This is a genomic window from Paenibacillus sp. CFBP 13594, assembly GCF_014842675.1.
Taxonomy (GTDB): domain Bacteria; phylum Bacillota; class Bacilli; order Paenibacillales; family Paenibacillaceae; genus Paenibacillus; species Paenibacillus amylolyticus_B.
In genome coordinates, this window is sequence record NZ_JACYVQ010000020.1 from 17,678 (window position 1) to 39,696 (window position 22,019).

Consider the following 22,019-nt stretch of genomic DNA (forward strand, 5'->3'; position numbering starts at 1 on the left):
ATCCTCAGAATATTCGCCAAATTTTACTTTCATTTTACTTAATAAAGCAAATAAGTAAATATATTGACATGGAAATTTCAGGATAATATAATAAAAGTATTCTGCTTACAAAGGAAGGATATCGTTATGATTACTGGACATTCCAATATCAGAGAGAATCCGACAGTGAAAGAGAACAGATCAGACTATCCCCGCAATCATACCATCCATCAGTTATTTCAAGAACAGGCCAGTCTGCAACCCGATGCCATTGCGGTAGCTTCAGACACCATTCAATACACGTACAAGGAAGTAGATCAGTATTCAAATCAGATTGCTGCATTTCTTCGTCAGAAGGGAGCAGACCGCACCAAAATAATCGGTATTATGTTAGAGAGATCCCCTGAAATGATAATTGCTTTAATAGCCGTTCTCAAATCAGGGGCTTCTTATTTACCGATTGATTCCGAAACACCTGAGGAACGAGTGAATTATATGCTCAAGGATAGTGGGGCATGTATGCTACTGACATCTCATCCTCAAGAGAATTACATAGAATGTATCGGTATGGAGGTTATTCATCCCACGATCGAGGATTATCGTGACTTTCCATCCGATGCACTCACGGATATTAACCAAGCAGAAGATCCGGCTTACATCATTTATACATCCGGATCAACGGGTCTTCCCAAAGGAGTGGTCATCTCTCATCGATCAGCCATCCGTGTTGTATGTAATACCAATTACATCACTATTACGGAACAGGACCGCATGCTTCAGATGTCCAACTATTCATTTGATGCTTCAGTGTTTGAAATATTTGGAGCCCTACTGAACGGAGCCAGATTGGTCATTATTCAGAAGGAAGAGGCACTTCACATGCCGAGCCTGGCCCGGTCCATTGAAAAAAATGGGATTACCGTTATGTTCATCACAACTGCTTTTTTTAATGCTATCGTGGAACGTGAAATATCCTGCTTCCAATCGGTTCGTAAAGTGCTCTTTGGCGGAGAAAGAGTTTCGTTAACCCATGTAAAAAAAGCGCTTGATTATATGGGGGGCAATAAGCTTATTCACGTTTATGGACCTACGGAAAGCACGGTTTTTACCACATATTATCCTGTAAATGGAATTAAAAAGGAAGCGCTTACAATACCGATTGGCGTTCCAGTCGCTAATACCTCCGTTCTGGTATTAGATGAGCATGATCAACCCGTCCCTGTCGGAACAGCCGGGGAATTATGCATATCCGGTGATGGACTTGCGCTCGGTTATTTGAATAACGATGAACTCACAGAACAAAAATTCATTCAGCATCCCTTCTTTACATCAGAACGGATGTACCGCACGGGTGACTTGGTTCGCTGGACGCCTGAGCATACCCTTGAATTTTTGGATCGAATGGATCAACAGGTGAAGCTTCGTGGTTTTCGGATCGAGCTGGGTGAAATTGAAACCCATTTGTCTCGGCATGATGCGGTAGCAGAGGCATTTGTCATGCTGCGAACAAACGATGCAGGCCATTCTTATCTGTGTGCATATATGGTGTTGATCCAGGAAACCTCGATTGAGGAGCTGCGTCTTTTCCTGGAGCAGAGAATACCGGAGTATATGGTACCGAGCTATTATGTCAAACTGGAGCAGCTTCCGCTGACTGCTAATGGCAAGATTAACAAGAGTGAATTACCCGAGCCGAATAGCAGTATCCATTCAGGCAGAGTTTACGTTGCTCCAACAACGGAGTTGGAACAGCGTCTGTCCTTGATTTGGAAGGATGTACTACAGATCGAGCAGTTGAGTGTAAATGACAGTTTTGCACATCTGGGCGGTCATTCCCTTAATGCCATTGAAGTGATTGCACGGATCAATGAGGATTTAAGTGCAAGTCTGCCATTAAACCAGCTTTTCCGTCTTGGAACGATCCAAAATATAGCAACATTTTTGGAAGAAAATAATGATGAGGATAACACGGAGGCTTACTTCACGGATCAAGGTGATCCTGCCAATATGCTTGAGCCATTTGGTCTAACGGGTATTCAGCTGGCTTATTTAATTGGACGTGACCCTGCATTTGAGATGGGTGGAGCTGCGACCAATTTTACGGTCGAATTCGAGGCCGAGGCGCATATGGATTTGGTTAATGCAACCTTGCAGAAATTGATCAATAGGCATCCTATATTACGAACAGTTGTGTACGAGAACGGGACACAGCAAATATTGAAAAGCCCACCGTTATACACGGTAGAAGTGATAGACGTGTCAGAATGGGATACGGCATATCGTAGCTCGCAAATGGAAGCAGAGAGACAACGAATGATGACAAAAGTGATTGTTCCAAGCGAGTGGCCCTTATTTGAAATGAAAGCTTACCGAATGTCAGAGAATCAATATTATTTCTATCTGAATCTGGACCCGCTCATCTGTGACGACAGCAGCTTGAAACTGCTCATCAAGGAATTCAAATGGCTCTATGCAAACGGGGATCAGGAGCTGCCGGAGCTTCAATATAATTTCAGGGACTACGTTCAGGCAATGGCCCGTTTCAAACAGTCTGCACGTTATTTCAAGGATCAGCGCTATTGGATGGACAAGCTGGAAGACTTTCCGGGTTCTCCGGCTTTGCCGCTCAAATGTAATCCGGCAGACATAAACGTGCCCCAATTCAGCAAATTCTCGAACTTTATAACGGGTGAACATTGGAATAAGCTCAAACAGCAGGCAAGGCAGCACAACGTTACCCCAACCTCCATTTTATGCGCAGCCTATGCCTATGTACTTGCGCATTGGTCGAACCAGGAGAGATTTGGGGTCAACCTGACCGTATTTAATCGGATTCCGTTTCATGAAGATGTGAAGAGGATGGCGGGAGACTTTACAACGCTGATGTTGCTGGATATTGATGCCCAAAAATCTCTGAATTCGTTCTGGACATTTACAGAGTCGGTGCAACATTCATTGCTGGATGCATTGGATCACAGACATTATGATGGCGTTGATTTTATAAGACAATTGGGCAAAAAACATGATATGCACAAAAGAGCAGTCATGCCAATTGTATTTACAAGTGTCTTAAATGAAAATGTGGAAGATTCATTTGACGCTTTGTTTAACTTTGACCAGATCAAGTATTTCAGTACAAGAACCTCACAGGTTTATATTGATAATCAGGTCTATGAAATCAATGGCGGGTTGTATATCACATGGGACTTTGTGGATCAATTGTTTGAAAAAGAAGTGATTGAATCGATGTTCCAGCAATATCTGAACATTCTGAACCAAGTGATCTCTGCAACACAAGTTACCAAGCTTGCGTTGAGTCAAGCGAGCAGGCAACTCATCAAACAGTATAACGATACGAGCAAGCCGTATACTCTGAAGCCTCTGCATGACTTGTTAACTGCAACAGCGATCAGCTTAGGAGATCGGGTGGCGATTCAGCATCATGAACGTTCCATTTGTTACATAGAGTTGGAACGCAGATCGAATCAGATTGCCAGGTATTTGATCGATCACGGAGTACAGCGGGGCGATTATATTGGTGTGTATGGCAAGAGATGCATTGACACCATTGTGAATATATTCGGTGTGCTCAAAGCGGGAGCAGCTTATATTCCGCTTGATCCGGACTATCCGGAGGAACGTAAGCAATATATTCGCGAAAAGGCCAACTGTAAATTTTTCATCATGCCAGAGTTATATGAGACGGAATCGTTAGAAACCTACTCTGCGGAATCCATAAACAGCGGAGTGACGAATGATGATATGGCCTATGTTATTTTTACTTCTGGCAGCACGGGCAAGCCCAAAGGTGTGCAGATCAAGCACGGCGCAGCAGCCAATACGATCCTGGATATGAATGAAAGATTCAACGTAACCTCCAGTGATCGAATGATGGGCATATCTTCATTATGTTTTGACTTATCCGTCTATGATATTTTCGGCGCAGTCAGCTGCGGGGCTTGTCTGGTTCTTATTGATGATCAGCGTGACATGTTTCAGCTCAAGAACGTGATGGAACAAGAAAAAATCACCATTTGGAATTCGGTTCCTGCTCTTATGGACATGTGTGTTGATCTGTATTCACCGGGAGAGAAGAACAACGACCTTCGTCTGGTATTACTTAGTGGTGACTGGATATCTCTGCGGCTTCCTCAGAAAATAGTAGATGTATTTCCTGCATCTGAGGTGGTTAGTTTGGGAGGAGCCACTGAAGCATCAATATGGTCCATCTATTATCCAATCACGGCAGTGTCTGAGCAATGGAAGAGTATCCCTTATGGTAGACCATTAGCCAATCAACAAATTCATGTGCTGAACAGACAACTTCAACCATGCCCTGTAGATGTTGAGGGGGAATTGTACATTGGTGGAAGCGGTGTAGCAAGCGGTTATCTTCATGACGAGGAAAAAACAAGACAGTCATTCATTGTTCATCCACAGTTCGGGTACATCTACAAGACAGGAGATTTTGGAGTCCTTCGATCCGAAGGTTATGTGGAGTTCCTGGGCAGAAAAGATAGTCAGGTCAAAATCAAAGGGTATCGGGTAGAACTTGGTGAAATTGAGAACGTACTTTTGCAAGCTGATGAAGTGCAAAAGACAGCCGTTATTGATGTTGCTGACGAGAATGGAGTCAAGAGCCTCTTTGCCTTTGTTGTTGCAGATCAGGATGTGGACACACTGCCACTGAAAGCTCTTTTGCAAAGTAAATTACCAAATTACATGGTTCCGTCCATGTTTCTGAATGTAGATGAAGTTCCGCTTACTGCCAATGGCAAGGTCAACAAAGCGACACTTGAACAAGTGGCAAGGCAGCATCAACTCAGTGTTCGTGAACATGCTGTAGTAGATACAGAGCCTGTCAATTCGATTCAGGAACAGCTACTTCAGATCTGGAGTGATGTGTTTGGCTTGAAGCAGATTGGCATGAACGTAAGCTGTTTTGATCTCGGCGGAGATTCACTGAAAATTATGGCAATGGTGGCTGAAGTGAAGAAGCGTCTTCATGTTGAAGTTCCCATTGGTGAAATGTTCCGAAATGATACGATATACAGCTTGGAACAATACTTGGTTACCAAAGCACATGTCAAACCTGCTGTGATCATTGAGAAGTTAAGTCGCCGTGACCGGTATAAAGCTTCTGCAGCTCAGAGAAGCATGTACACCCTCTCGCTGCTTGAAAATAATAGGGGCGCTTATCACATTCCCATGGCGCTGCTTATGGAAGGAGAAGTACACTTCGTACGGCTTGAGAGAGCGCTTCAAACGTTTATTGAGAGGCATGAAATACTGAGAACTGGATTTAAAGTGATAGAGGATGAGCTTGTCCAGACGGTTCATACAAACGTAGCCTTTGCACTTGAATATGATGATCTCGGAGAACTCGATACAGATAACCATGAACTCGTTCGTTTGACAAGCAACCTGTGCAAACAGTCCACTCAAGCTTTTGACCTCCACCAGCCTCCTTTAATGAGGGCAAAACTGGTGAGAATTGGCCATGGACGTCATTTGTTTATTATCAATTTCCACCATATTGTGGCTGACGGTACATCTCAGGGCATATTGATGAACGAATTGCTGGAGCTCTACAGTGGCTCGATGCTGCCAGACGTTGATGTGCATTATCAGGATTATACGGCATGGCAGGAACAGTACAATCATTCGGATGAGATGGCGAAACAGGAGGCGTACTGGCTGGATATTTATAGTAGTACCCCGCCAACGCTTGAGCTTCCGTACGACTTCAAACGACCTGAAGTTAACAGGTATGAAGGAAACAACATTTACAATCACTTGGGCGAGAGCCAGACCCGCGACATCAGGCAGCTTGCCAAGGATACCGGATCAACGTTGTATATGGTGATGCTTAGTGCTTATTTCCTCTTACTGCACCGGTATACACATGAGAAAGACCTGGTTGTGGGTACGGCTGCCTCCGGCCGTCTGCATGAGCCGTTACAACATATGTTTGGAGTATTCGTGAACACCATTGCATTGCGAAACCAGATGAACGAATCGGATACGGTCAGACAGTTTATTGAGCAAATCAAACAATCAACCGTAGCAGCCTTTGAACATTCAGAGTATGCATTTGATGAACTGGTGCGAAAAACAGGTGTGCAGCGTGAGGTCAATCGTAATCCGTTGTTTGACACGATGTTCTCGCTGGAGAACGCTTCGCTGTTTACTCGTGAAAAAGAGGGTATCCAGGTGTCGCCTGTCATGTTTAATCTGGATAATGCAAAATTTGATCTGACATTCAACATCCTTGAGTTTGAAAATGAAATCGTGCTTAACGTGGAGTACTCCACCGATTTGTTTGGTCAGGAAACCGTTCAGCGCATGAGTGACAACTATATTGCCTTAGTGGGCAACATGATATCCGGTCTGGAACAGCCGCTTAGCGAGATTGAAAGTGTGTCTCCGGGAGAAAGAGATCAGTTGATTCATACCTTTAATCCACCATCCATGGAGTATCCGTTGCATCAAACTGTGGATGAGCTCTTTGAACAGCAAGTGAGACGTACACCGGATCATGTTGCTCTGGTGATGGGCGAAAAACATGTAACCTATCGCGAGTTGAACCATCGGAGTGAACAGCTTGCGGATGTATTACGAAAAAAAGGAGTGCGTGATAACAACATCGTCGGGGTTTTCGCAGAGCGTTCAATTGATGCGGTGATCGGAATGCTGGCGGTTCTAAAAGCAGGCGGAGCATACTTGCCCATTGATCCTGCTTACCCTAATGATCGTATCCATTACATGCTTGAAGACAGTCAGACCCGATGGGTATTAACACCGAAGGAACGGTTTGAACATGTCGTTCAGGGAAAAGAAAGCTCTGTCCATATCATTGATTTGCAGACTGAACTTGTGCAAATGGACGAATTCCTGATCTCCTCTTCCTTGCAACCCATCCGGGGACAAAGCCAGAATCTGGCTTATGTGATTTACACATCAGGTTCTACAGGTGAGCCTAAGGGAGTGATGGTTTCGCACCAATCACTTGTTCATTTGTGTACATGGCATCAAAAGCGGTATCAGATCACCGATGCTGATCGCAGTGCCAGCTATGCAAGTTTGAGCTTTGACGCCTTTGTGTGGGAATTGTTCCCATATCTGTTGTCAGGCGCGTCCGTGCATCTTATTCAGGATGAAATCAGGCTGGATGTGGTGCGCATCAATGACTATTTCCATCAGCATCAGATCAGTGTTGCGTTCCTGCCTACAGCGATTTGTGAACAGTTTATCCGACAGGAGAACCATTCTCTTCGAACATTGCTGACGGGGGGAGACAAGCTGAATTATTTCGAACCCCGGAAGTATGAAATTGTGAACAATTATGGCCCAACTGAAAATACCGTCGTCACTACCAGTTTTACCATCGATCAGATGTATTCCAATATTCCTATAGGTCGACCCCTGCCGAATACCAACGTGTTTATTCTGAGTGGCAGTGACCAGCTGTCGCCCATAGGGGTTCCGGGTGAATTGTGCATAAGCGGAGCCGGACTTGCAAAAGGGTATTTGAACAGGCCCCAGTTAACGGCAGAGAAGTTTGTTCAACATCCGTTTAACCCAGAACAACGGATGTATCGGACCGGAGATTGGGTGCGTTGGCTGCCGGATGGCAATATTGAATATTTGGGTCGCATGGATGATCAGGTGAAAATACGAGGATTTCGTATTGAGCTTGGAGAAATTGAACATCTGCTGTTGCAGGACCCAAGGGTGTTAGAGGCGGCAGTTGTAGCGCAAATGGACCCGACAGACTCGACGTTTCTTTGTGGTTATGTCGTTTGTCATGAGGGGTATCCTGTGGGAGTTATCGATGAGATTAAAGAAGAATTGACCCGGCGTTTGCCTTCGTATATGGTGCCTGCCCATTTCGTGGCGATGGATCGCTTGCCTTTAACAGCTAACGGTAAAGTGAACCGCAAAGCATTGCCGATTCCGACACTATCGGGCAACCGGACGGCTATCGCGTATGAACCACCAAGGAACCCGGTTGAAGTTGCACTGGTCACTCTTTGGCAGGATATTCTAAAGGTTGGCAATTTGGGTGTCCATGAACGTTTCTTTGATATTGGCGGACACTCCCTGCTGGCCACCATACTAATCTCCAGATTACACAAGGAGATGCAGGTAGAAATGCCATTGGTACAGATTTTCCGTACGCCTACGATCCGGGGCATGGCCCAATTCATTCTGGATCATAAAAAAAGCAAATATACATCCATTCCCCATGCGCCATTGCAGTCCTTGTATGATTTATCAGCAGCGCAGCAAAGAATTTATATTTTGAGCAATCTGGACCCTACGGGTACAGCCTATAATATGCCTCTTGCCATGAAATTGAAGGGGAGCATAAATAAAAAACAATTGAATGAGGCGTTCTCCCGCCTGATTGCAAGACATGAATCCCTTCGAACTTCATTTGTCATGAATCAGGGTAAGCCTGCTCAAAGAGTTATGCCAAGTTTCGACTTTGAAGTTCAGTACAGTTCCCCCCTTACAGAAGGGGAATCACCTGTTCTATCCGAGTGGGTACAACCTTTCTCATTGGAGCAAGCCCCATTGATGCGGGCGGAACTTGTGCAAATCAAAGCAGATGAACATGTCCTTTTGTTTGACATGCATCATATGATTTCAGATGGGATCTCGATCGGAATTCTGTTGCATGACCTGGCCGAGTTCTATAATGGCAAAAAATTGCCACCTGTAGCAGTGCAGTACAAGGATTATTCCCTCTGGGCACATGAACGGCAATCAAGTGACTCGGTCCGGCATGAAAATTATTGGTCTGATGTGTTGAAGGAAGAGGTTCCTGTTCTTGACTTGCCTTTGGATTTTGCACGGCCTAAGACCAAGACGTTTAACGGGGATCAGGTTCGTCTGCATCTGGACCAAACACTGACGGCTGCGCTTGAGCAGCTGGCCAATGATCAGGGAGCCACTATGTATATGCTGTTTGTCTCTGCATTTACAACACTGCTCTCCAGATATACCGGACAGGAAGATATCCTGATTGGTACGCCGGTATCAGGTCGGAATCATGATGATCTCAACCGTGTTGTCGGCATGTTTGTAAACACAATAGTTCTCAGAAATGCGCCGCTGGGCCATTATACCTTCCGGCAATATCTGGAACAGGTGAAGGAGAACACACTTCAGGCCTATGAGCATCAGGAATATCCATTTGAACGTTTGGTGGAACAGGTTGATGTGAAGCGTGATCCTTCACGCAATCCACTGTTTGACGTAATGCTTGTTCAAAATACAGATCATCTTCATCTCCAGATGAACGATGTGGAGGCCATATTGCTTGAAGATGGCATTCAACGTTCCAAATTTGATATGACGGCCAGAATGAACAAAACCAACCTGAGCTGGAATCTCGAACTGGAATATAACACGGATGTGTTCCGGACGGAGCGTATTCAGCGCTTTGTTGAACATTTTGTCGAGATATTGAGACAGGTCGCTGCTGCTCCAGAAGTGCGACTGGATCAATTAGATATTCTGACGCAACCAGAGAAAACCGTTCTGACAGGGTTCAACCCGCCGAGACAGGCCTATGAACGGGACAAAACACTGGTCCAAATGTTTATGGAGCAGGTTGAACGCAATCCGGACAACATCGCTTTAGTTTTTGAGAATGAACAGCTGACCTACCGCATGTTGAATGAGAGGGCGAATGTCCTGGCTTGCGAGTTACGTAAGGAAGGAGCAGGACCAAATCACATTGTAGCTGTGATGGTGGAGCGCTCCATAAATATGATCGTTGCGATTGTAGGTGTGCTCAAATCAGGTGCGGCTTACATGCCGATCGACCCTGAACTTCCTACTGAGCGCAAGCGTTATATGCTGACTGACAGTGGTGCGCGTTTATTATGTACAGCAGATCATTCCATGGTGGATGACCTTGCGTTTGAAGGTACAGTTATTTTATTGGATGCATTGGATCGTTCAGGGGTACGTGAACCAGTACGTGAACCGGACATGATCAACCATTCCAGCGATGCGGCTTATGTCATTTACACTTCGGGATCTACTGGCAGACCCAAAGGAGTCGTTGTTGAACATTACAATGTTCACAATCTGGTGGACGGACTGGTGGAGGCGGTATATCAGCACTATGAGACCCCTTTGAATATTGCATTGATTGCTCCATATATCTTTGATGCATCCGTAAAGCAGATTTTTGCTGCTTTGCTGCTCGGACATGCACTGCATATCGTGCCTAAGAGCACAGTCTGGGAAGCAGATCTTTTGCTGAATTATTATGCTCATCATCATATTCATGTGTCCGATGGTACGCCTGCTCATCTGAAATTGCTCACCCTGGCCTCGGCCGGATGCAAACAGCAGTATGAACTGCAAGAGCTGATTATCGGTGGGGACGTGCTGACCTTTGACCTTCTCGATGAAGTATATACCACGCTCCCTGGAATGAGAGCAAACGTTACAAACGTATATGGACCGACGGAATGCACAGTGGATGCGGCTTGGAACAGAATCGTGTATGGAACAGCCGAGCGAACAGGGACGATTCCGATCGGCAGACCGATCCGAAATACAAGCATCCTGATTATGGATCGTTACAATCGTCGACAGCCGGTTGGTGTACCGGGTGAGTTGTGCATTTCGGGTGAGGGAGTGGCACGCGGGTACTTGAATCAACTGGATCTTACGGCAGAGAAGTTTGTGGATTCACCTGTAGATAGTGACCGGAAAATGTATCGTACAGGGGATATCGCCAAATGGCTGCCGGATGGAACCATTGAATTTGTTGGCAGACAGGATGATCAGGCTAAAATCCGTGGTTATCGAATCGAGCTGGGAGAAGTGGAATATCAGTTAACCCGTCTGGAGGTAATTCAAGAGGCGTTTGTTAACACAGGTCAGGATGACAGCGGTAACGATTATCTCTGTGCTTATATTGTGATTACTGATCCGGGGACTTCTATTATGGATGTTCGTGAGAAACTTGAGTTACAGGTTCCTTCATATATGATACCAGCCCATTTTGTCAAAATGGATCACTTGCCGAGAACGGTAAGCGGAAAAGTCGATCGCTCTCGACTTCCTAAACCGGGCAACAGCATACTGGATGACGCGAAGTATGAATCGCCAAGGAATGACAAAGAGCAAAAGCTTGTTCAGATATGGGAGAAGATCTTGAATCTGGATTGCATTGGGATTCATCATAACTTTTTTGTCATGGGTGGAGATTCCATCAAGGCACTCCAGACGATTTCGGGATTGTCCAAACTGGGTTTAAAAGTAGAGATGAAGGATCTTTTTGCCAATCCGACCATCCGGCAGCTTAGTCCATATGTCAAACAGTCACAGTCCCATTCTACTGGGAATGTTGAGGTGACAGGTGAGGTTTTCCTAACACCTATTCAGCAGCGTTTTTTTGCGAGAAATCATACTGAGCATAACCATTACAATCAGGCTTTTATGTTATTCAGGCAGGAAGGGTTCGATGAGAACGCCATTCGGCTTAGTTTCGACAAACTGATGGAGCATCATGACGGGTTAAGAATAGTTTATGAATATAGCTCTTCTGGGGAAATGACACAGACCATCCGGAACTATAGAAAGGGCATGTTTGAGTTCGACGTTGTGGATGCCAGAGGCGTAGTACAACCGGAAGTATTTATTGAAGAGCAGGCATCGTTGCTGCAAAAGAAAATGCGGATTCACGAAGGACAGCTTGTTAAACTCCGTCTCTTCAGGCTCGATGAAGGCGAACACCTGTTAATCACTATTCATCATTTGGTCATGGATGGAGTGTCCTGGAGAATTTTGCTCGAAGATTTTGAATGGTTATACATGCAAGCGGTTGAACAAAAGCCGTTTGATGTGGGACCCAAAACCGTTTCCTACCAGCAATTTGCTGCTGCATTAAAGTCATATGCTAAACATCACCTTCTGCAAAGAGAACAGGCATTTTGGGAAAACATATCCAGTGTGTATACGCCATTCATGGATCATCAGCGTCCAGCAACGGATACAGTCCATGACTATGGTCATAGCGATACCCTTGTATCTGAGCTTGATCGTGAACAAACCGGCTGGCTTCTTCAACAGACAAACAGAGCCTACCAAACCGAGATTAATGACATTCTGTTGACTGCACTTATGCTAAGTGTAACCGAGATGACTGGTCAAACCCGGTTTAAAATCATGCTGGAGGGGCATGGCCGACAAGCGCTCGCAACCGAGATGGACGTCAGCAGAACGGTAGGGTGGTTTACATCCGTATATCCGTTGGTATTTGATCTGTTTCAGGAGCTGGAATTGCCCGAGGCAATTAAAACAGTCAAGGAAACACTAAGAGCCGTTCCCAATAAAGGGATCGGATACGGAGTTCTCAAGTATATGGCTGATCAGCATTGTTTTGCGGATGAAAAGGAAGCACCTATTTTGTTTAATTATATGGGTGAACTGGACAGCAGTCTGGAACGGAACTTGTTCTGTTCGTCTCCTATCCCGGTAGGACAAACGGTGGGTGGGCAACTCATCAGATCGCATGATTTTGAAATAAATGCAGTTGTAATGGATGGGAAGTTCACCGTTCATACGACTTACAGTGATGGAGTATACGAAGCTGAGATTGCTGAAAAGCTTAATCGGTTGTTCATGTACAACTTGCATCAAATCGTTCAACACTGCCGGAACAAGCAGGGCGCAGAGAGAACCCCGTCCGATTATGGGAAGCATCCTGTATCCATAGCGGAGTTGGAGGCTATACAAAATAAGGTTGATCCACTTGTGATCAGCAAAATTTATCCGTTGACCCTTATGCAATCCGGCATGTTGTACCATTCGCTGGGGCAAGAAACATCACATGCCTATTTTGAGCAGGTATTTGTGGAATTAAAGGGTAACGTTGATGTGGAGATATTGAAATACAGCTTTGGGCGGGTAATACAGCGCCACGAAGGGCTTCGTTCCATATTTGAATATCAACTTGTGCAACAACCTCGCCAGCTTATTATTGACCGGCAACAGGTTGAATGGTTGATGCTGGATTGGACCGGAAAGAGTCAGCATGAGCAGCTTCAACGGATGGAGCAGTTCATGACTGATGATCAGGAAAGAGGGTTTGATCTCAGCCGGGAGTTATTAATCAGATTTTGTCTGATCTCCAGAGGGGCGGATGCGTTCACACTGGTCATCAGTCATCATCATATTTTGCTCGACGGCTGGTGTCTGGACATCCTGATTCGTGAAATGTTTGAGATTTATGCCAGTCAGCAGGCTGGGCAGCCTGAAAGGTTGGAAGAAACCAGGCCGCTGGGGGACTACCTCGACTGGCTTGATCAACAGAACAAGGAGGAAGCACTGGCGTATTGGAAACAGTATCTCCAGGGCTACTATGAACGAGTCTCTTTGCCCAAAACAGGGACTAACCTGGATACAGCAGCGCCCACGTTGCGGGAGCAGGAAATTCAATTCCCGCGTGAACTCACAAGTCGGCTGAAACAGTTCGCTGTGAACAATCAGGTTACCTTTAATGCGTTGATTCAGGCGATATGGGGCATGATTTTGTGCAGATACAGTGGTACAGAAGATGTCATATACGGCACAGTCATTTCCGGCCGAGACGCTGACGTTGAAGGAATAGAGAACATGGTGGGGCTGTTTATTAATACCATTCCTACCCGGGTGAAGCTTGAACCGGAAGAGCTTTTTGCCGATGCTATCCGCAGGGTTCAACAGGAAGGAATGGAAGGTCAAAAGTATGGCTATGTACACCTGGCAGATATACAGGACCAAAGTGAATTAAAAGCCGATTTGCTTGACCATGTACTGGTGTTCCAAAATTTTGGGAATGAACAGGCTGCGGGCCTTGCGGCGGAACAAGGGACAGGAATCACGCTGGAGCGTGTTTATGGCAATGAGCATACACACTATGATTTGAGTGTGACTGCTGTTCTGGACGATACATTCAGACTTAAATGGTCTTATAACAGTAACGTACTGGATTCAGATCTGATGAATGGTCTGGGTGATCATGTTCTCTATGTGGCGGAGCAGATTAGTGCAAACCAGAATATTCGTGTAAGAGAAATTGCGCTTATTGGCGAGCAGGCCCGCCATAAGATGGAGTTGTTATCCCATGGCCCGATGACACCATTTCCCAAAGAAAAGACATTATCGCAGCTATTCGACGAACAGGCAGAGCGAACTCCAGATGCAGTTGCACTGGTAATGCAAGAAAAACAGCTCACCTATCTGGAGCTGCAGGAGAAATCAAATCAGATGTCGGAACGTTTGCGCATGCGAGGCATTCAAAATTCATCCATCGTAGGACTGATGGTGCAACGCTCTTCCGAGATGATTATAAGTATTCTTGGAATTCTCAAATCCGGAGCAGCCTATTTACCGATCGATCCGGAATGGCCAAGAGCGCGAATTGTGCACATGCTGCATGACAGTGGTGCCGCCTTGCTGCTTACGGAAAAACAATGGATGGAGGATTTCACAGACGTCATTGAAGTCATGAATGTACGTGCAGATGTTGAAGAAGCCATCCGATTAGAGAGCCTAGGCATGAAGGAATCAGCCCCAACCTTGGCATTCAAGGATAAGGCAGGAGACGATCTGGCCTATATTATCTACACCTCGGGTTCTACGGGGAAACCAAAAGGTGTAATGATCTCCCATGCCAATGCCATTCGGGTAGTGAAAGATACGAATTATATTCAGATCTCTTCCTCTGATTCAATATTGCAGATCTCAAATTATGCTTTTGATGGCTCGATATTTGACATCTTTGGAGCGCTATTAAACGGCGCGAGGCTGGTCATGATTGAACAGGAGACCCTGCTGGATATCAACCAATTGTCTAAAGTGATGACAGAGGAGAGAATTACGGTCTGTTTCATGACAACTGCGTTGTTTAACTTGCTGGTTGATCGTGCGCCTCATTGTTTGCTGGGACTTCGGAAACTCCTGTTTGGAGGGGAGCGGGCTTCTGTCTCCCATGCCCAGAGAGCTCTTTCCCATATGGGAGAAGACAAACTGATTCACGTATATGGTCCTACGGAAAGTACAGTGTTTGCAACAAGTTATCCTGTACAAGCTATAGGTGACCATGATGGAAGTCTTCCGATTGGTAAGCCCATTGCGAACACATCTGCATGGATTCTGGACGACAATCAACAGTTTGTTCCAAATGGAGTACCTGGAGAGCTTTATCTCTCAGGTGATGGATTAAGTATCGGTTATCTGAACAATGAAGATCTGACCGAAGCCAAATTTGTCAATAATCCATATCAGCTCCATGGACGAATGTACCGCACTGGAGATCGGGTGCGCCGACAGTCTGACGGAACGATTGAATTTCTGGAGCGGATGGATCATCAGGTGAAACTGAGAGGTTATCGGATCGAACTTGGGGAGATCGAACAGGTCCTGATTTCACATGAGCATGTCCGTGAAGCCATGGTTGTTGCTGTCAAAGATTCGAGTGGGCAGGATTCATTGTGTGCTTACATTACTGCCTTGCAGGAAGTCAACCGGATAGGTATGCAATCCTTTATGGAAGCCCGTTTGCCAGGCTATATGATCCCATCCTATTTCAAGGTGTTGGAGCAGTTCCCACTTACGCCAAACGGGAAAATAGATCGCCAAGCGTTGCCTCGCCCTGAGATTGAAGTTAAATCAGAGACAACGTATGAGGCACCTTCCAATTATGTGGAGGAACAGTTAATAAACATATGGGAAGAGGTGCTGAATGTGAAGCCAATTGGCACCGCCCACCATTTCTTTGAATGCGGTGGGAATTCCCTGAAAGTGATGCATGCAGTTCAGCTGACTAACCGAAAGTTCCAAATGGAATTAAAAATCAGCCAATTTTTTGAATATCCAACGATTAAACAACAGGCCATTCATATATTGAGCGGTAGTACAGCTGGCCCTGATGTGAATGAATATGTAGAAGAAGAGATTTAACAGTTCGTTCTTTAAGTTCAATAAATGACTCAATGATCCGAGAGAGACTGCATCGTGTATTGCCTCTTCATTAGACGAGGTGTAAAGGTGCAGTTTCTCCCGGAATTCCATGTCTTAGGCGTCATACTGAAAGGAATGGTGAATTCCTATGAACATTGCGGAGTTTATGAATCATTTACAGAGAAGAAATGTGAAATTGTACCATCAAGACGGAAAAATCAAAATGATCGGACCGCGTGAGGAAATCGATGCTGACCTTAAATCACAGATTAAAGTACACAAACAGGCTCTTATTCAGTTTCTGATCCATCAGGAAGAAGTATGGAATGCGCCTATTCCAAAGGCTCAAGAGTCGACCAACGAGATGTACCCTCTGTCCAGGGCTCAGAAAAGAATGTATATTCTGTATCAAATGGACGATCAGGGAATTGCTTATAACATTCCAATGGCGGTGAAGCTGACGGGTCATCTCGAACTGGATTTACTTGAAGAAGCGATTGGACGCGTGATGGAGAGACATGAAGCACTTCGAACGTCATTTGTGGATGATCAGGGTGAGCCTGCTCAGAAGATTCACTCTGAAATTCGGTTTAAGCTTGATTTCAGTGAACGGAATGAATCAGATATGTTGGTCAAGATCAAACAATTTATTCGACCTTTTGATCTAACGCAGGCTCCGCTGCTGCGGGCTGAACTGGTCCGCTTGGATCAAGATCAGCATGTACTGCTCATGGACATGCATCATATTGTATCCGATGGGATGTCATTTGCGCTGTTTTTGAATGAACTGGCTGAACTGTACAGTGGCAAACCGATGACACCTGTTTCCATCCAGTACAAGGACTATGTAGCATGGGAGAAAGCCAAAGAACGTTCAGGTGATCTGAAAAAGCAGGAGACCTATTGGTTGGAAACGCTGAGTGGGGAACTGCCACAACTTCAAATGCCTCTGGATTATGCACGCCCCCCAGAGCAAAATTACGCCGGTCAACGAATGGTTACCGAATTGGATCAGGAATTAACGAGAAATTTGCAGCGCCTTGCCGATGAGCATGACGTAACGATGTATATGCTGCTTTTATCAGCCTACGTAGTACTGTTATCCAAATATACTGGACAGAAAGATATTATCGTGGGTACCCCGATCGCAGGCAGGTCGCATGATCATCTCAAATCAGTAATCGGTTTGTTCACCAATACAATAGCAACACGACATAACATAGACCCGGAGCAGACATTCAGCGCGTTTTTGAATCAGGTGAGAAGACATACCTTGAACGCATATGAGAATCAGGATTATCCTTTTGATGAACTGATTGAAAAACTGAACTTACCCATGGATCGAAGCAGACACACGCTGTTTGATACGATGTTTGATTTGCAGCACGCAGAGGATTATGTGTTCCAACTTGGTCAGCTTCAAGCGGAAATGTGTGAATTCGATCTGCCCGTCTCCAAATTTGATCTCAGTCTCACTGTAATCCATTACGGCAGTCACATGAAACTGGATCTGCAATATGCTTCCGAATTGTTTGCCCGAAATAGCATGGAACGTTTTTTAAGTCACTTGATGGATATGTTGAATGAGATTGCGTCAAACGCCATGCAAAAGGTAAGTCAGCTTCGCATGTTGTCCAGGCAGGAAGAAGATCAGGTGTTGTACCAGTTTAACAGCAAGCGAGTGGATTCGTACCAGGGCACATTAAATGATTGGTTTGAAGAACGCGCTGCATCTACACCTGAACGGATCGCAGTAGTCCACGGGGAAAAATCCATGTCGTACAAGCAACTTAATGAACGAGTAAATAAGCTGGCACGCCTGCTTCGAGTGAAAGGGGGAAAGCCCAATTCGATCATCGGTGTTATGGTGGAGCGATCCTTGGACATGATTGTTGGAATACTGGCAGTTCTCAAGGCAGGGGCTGCCTATCTGCCCATTGATCCTGAATTGCCTGATGACCGGGTATCATACATGCTCAGGGATAGCGGGGCTGTGTTGCTTTTGAACGGGTGTCCTTTCAGAGACAGGCTCCACATCACATCCGAGCTGGCGATGGACAATCCGGAGATTGAACATATGGAACCAGGCAACCCGGAACGAGTGAATCATCAAGGTGATTTGGCCTATGTGATCTATACTTCCGGTTCGACAGGTGCGCCGAAGGGAGTTATGACGACTCATGGAAATGTATTGAACTATATCTCTGCATTTTTGAACAGAGTACCGCTAACAGAGGAAGATACGGTTCTTCAGGTGGTGTCCTTTTCGTTCGACGCGTTCACTGAGGAAGTATTTCCGTTGCTGGCTGTATCTGGACGTATTGTTCTTAGTGGCAAGCTCAACGAAACGCATGTGGATGACCTGGTTATGCAGATTGAAAAAGAGAACATCACTGTTTTAAGCTGTTCCCCGCTTCTTCTGAACGAGTTGGACAAAAACAGGCACCTGCGTCCACATGCCAACATGAAATTTATCAGTGGTGGGGACGTCCTGAAATACGAATATGTCCGGAATATGGTCGGTTCGGCTCAAGTGTACAATTCATATGGACCTACCGAAGCAACGGTATGTGCTACATATTATCGTGTGATGCCACAGGACGAAGGAAGAGTATCTATTCCCATAGGTAGTCCGCTTGGTAACTATGAGGTGTTTATACTTGATGAACATCAACAACCCGTTCCGATTGGTGTAGCAGGGGAATTATACATCGGGGGGGCAGGGGTCGCTAAGGGATATCTCAACCTTGCCGAGCTAACAGAATCCCGTTTTGTAGATCATCTGCTTGCATCGGGGACCAAAATGTACCGCACCGGGGATATGGGGAAATGGCTGCCGGATGGAAATATAGAGTTTCTTGGAAGAAATGATGAACAGATTAAAATACGTGGATATCGCGTTGAAATTCGGGAAGTGGAGCATCATCTGGCAGATCATCCTGATGTAAGCGACGCTGTGGTTATAACTCAAAAGGATCAGAAAGGTCAGCTCTGCCTATGTGCGTATATTGTCTGGAATTCGCCAGAGCATGTGCATGGCTTTGATGAACTGAAAACACATGCGAGAGAGCGATTGCCGGCTTATATGATTCCTTCATGGTTTATGAGTTTGGAGCAAATTCCACGTACCCTCAATGGTAAGGCAGATCTTAACGTTTTGCCCCATCCCGATGTGGACAGCATGGCCAATACGACGTATGTGGCCCCAAGCAATGAGCTGGAATGTATACTGGCGTCCATCTGGGAAGAGATACTGGAGCTTCGGCCGATTGGTGTAGATCATAGCTTTTTTGAGCTGGGTGGTCAGTCTTTGAGAGCCTTTGCTATGATGTCAGCCATTCAGAGAAAGTTAGAGCTTCGGATTACACTCAAGGATATCTTTAACATGCCTACAATCAGGCAGCTGGCTGCATGGCTTCGAACAGTGGAGACACAGCGCACTTTCCGAATCCAAAAGGCAAACGAAAAGCCACATTATCCATTGTCCGCTGCACAGCGCAGACTTTACATTCTGGATCGGGTGCAGCAAACGGGTTTGATGTATAACATGCCCCTTATTATCCGATTGTCAAAAGAAGCTGAACAGGTACGTATGGAGCAGACATTGCTTGAAATTATTCATAGACATGAAGGGCTGAGAACTTCTTTTACAGAAATCGATGGTGAGCCCGTGCAGCGTATTCATGCCCAAGTGAACTTCAATCTTCTTGTAGGCAACGGGTTGCAACAGGATTTCGATCCGTTCATACATTCATTTATCCAACCCTTTGATCTGGAGAAGGCCCCTTTGTTCAGAGCTGCATTATGGCGAACGGAGATCAGCCAATATTTATGTCTTGATATGCATCATTTGATTTCAGACGCGGTGTCCATAGATATCCTTATCCAGGAAATAGGGCAAATCTATGAACATAAACAACTGGCACCATTCACCCTTCAATATAAAGATTATGCTGAATGGTCTCTGGCTCCGGAACAACAGGAACAAAGGCAAGAGCACCAGCAATATTGGACAGACATGCTTAAAGGTGAATTGCCCGTGTTAAATTTGCCGCTCGATTTCTCCCGACCTGCGATTCAGAGTTATGAAGGAAACCGGCTTCAATGTGCAGTGGATTTCGAACTGACACAAAAACTGCGTTTGTTGGCTGCCGAAAACGGTGTAACGCTGTTTGTTTTGCTGTTAACCGCATATACGATACTTCTTGCCCGATACACTTCCCAGGATGACATCATTATAGGGACTACGGTGGCAGGAAGAGAGCATCCAGAATTGGAAGATATGGTGGGTATGTTTGTTAATACGCTGGCATTACGCTTCTATCCTGAACCCGATATGTCCTTGCAGCAGTTGCTTCATCATATTAGAGATACTACGCTTGACGGCTTTGCCCATCAGGACTATCCGTTTGATGAACTGGTAAGCAAACTTGAAGTGAAAAGGGATGCGAGTCGGAGTGCGCTATTTGATACCCTGTTTACCCTTCAGGCTGAACAGACAACGGGAATGGACGCTAATGGTTTGCTGGCTGAATACTATCCGTTCAGTCATCCCACAGCCAAGTTTGATCTGAGCGTAACCGCGTTGGAGACAGCGGAGGGGATAGAGATGTTTTACGGGTATGCCTCCAGGCTGTTCAAAGAAGAGACCATTGAGAAACTGGCCGGACATTATAACGAAATTTTGAAAGAGATTGTAAACGATACTCAACGCACCATTGGTGAGATCAATCTGGTGACAGAAAAGGAAAGGGAGCTGCTGCTGTACCAGTTCAACAACAATGTTCGGGACTACGCCCAACGAAAATCCGTTCCGGAACAGATTGCAGACCATGCAGTTCATTATCCCAATAAAGTAGCTGTTGTATATGACGGGCAACAACTAACCTATAGCGAACTGAATGAACGGGCTACCGATGTTGCGGAAGCTCTACTGGATCTTGGAGTGCATAAACAAATGCCTGTAGGCATTATGATGGATCGTTCATTGGAAATGATGGTTGGTTTACTTGGTATTCTCAAATCGGGTGGAGCATATATGCCTTTGGACCCTGCCTTTCCCGAGGAACGTATTCGCTACATGCTGGAGGATAGCGGTGCCAGCGTGGTTGTAACTCAAGCACATTTGTTATCTCAAGTGAACAGAGTCGGGGTTTCCTGTGAAGCCTTGGTGGTTGACGATCATTGCTCACCAATACAGAGCATTCGGGAGAAGGGTGGAAGAACGGCTCGGCATGGCGTGTCAAAAATAAGACATAATGACCATGATCTGGCCTACATCATTTATACCTCAGGCTCAACCGGATTGCCCAAAGGTGTATTAATTGAGCATGGATCATTCGCCAATTTCTGTTATGGCTTCATTGAATCTCAGCAGATAACGGAACGAGATCGTGCAGCAAATTATTTACAAATCACATTTGATGGGTCTATTATCGATATTTTTCCGACATTGGTGGTGGGGGCAGAGCTGCACATCATCCCATCTCAGTTGCGCCTGGATATGTCTCAGCTAAATGCATATATGAATGCACACTCCATTACATTGATCACGTTGCCGCCAAAGGTGTGTGAAGTTTTTATCCATCAACCTAATACCTCATTGCGTTTGCTAATTGCTGGAGGAGAACAGCTGAAACTTTCGTTTCTTCCTGACTACCCGCTGATCAATGCATATGGGCCTACCGAGAACACAGTTGCTACCACCTACCAACGGGTAGATCAGGTTCACGGCAATATCCCGATCGGCAAGCCGCTCCCCAACATATGGACGTACGTGATGAATAGTGATCATCAATTATGTCCAGTTGGTGTAGCAGGAGAGTTATACATTGCGGGCAACAGTGTAGCCCGGGGCTACCTTAATAATCCGGAACTGACGGCCGAGAAATTTGTAGACAACCCGCATGAACCTGGCGGCAAAATGTACCGGACAGGTGATCTGGTGCGCTGGCTACCTGGTGGCAACCTGCAATTTATGGGGCGTACCGATCAACAGGTGAAAATCCGTGGATACCGGATTGAGCTTGGCGAGATCGAGCAACAACTGCTGAAACATCCGGCGA

2 protein-coding genes are annotated in these 22,019 nt (G+C 45.6%); both read left to right on the plus strand.

Features of this window, described 5'->3' with window-relative positions:
- Positions 1–126: 126 nt before the first annotated feature.
- Positions 127–15,954, plus strand: coding sequence for a non-ribosomal peptide synthetase (locus tag IFU39_RS31735; protein ID WP_192136427.1), 15,828 nt, complete (start codon positions 127–129; stop codon positions 15,952–15,954).
- A 166-nt stretch (positions 15,955–16,120) separates the two neighbouring features.
- Positions 16,121–22,019: non-ribosomal peptide synthetase (locus IFU39_RS31740; RefSeq protein WP_192136428.1), on the plus strand; the 5,899-nt coding region annotated here is incomplete at its 3' end.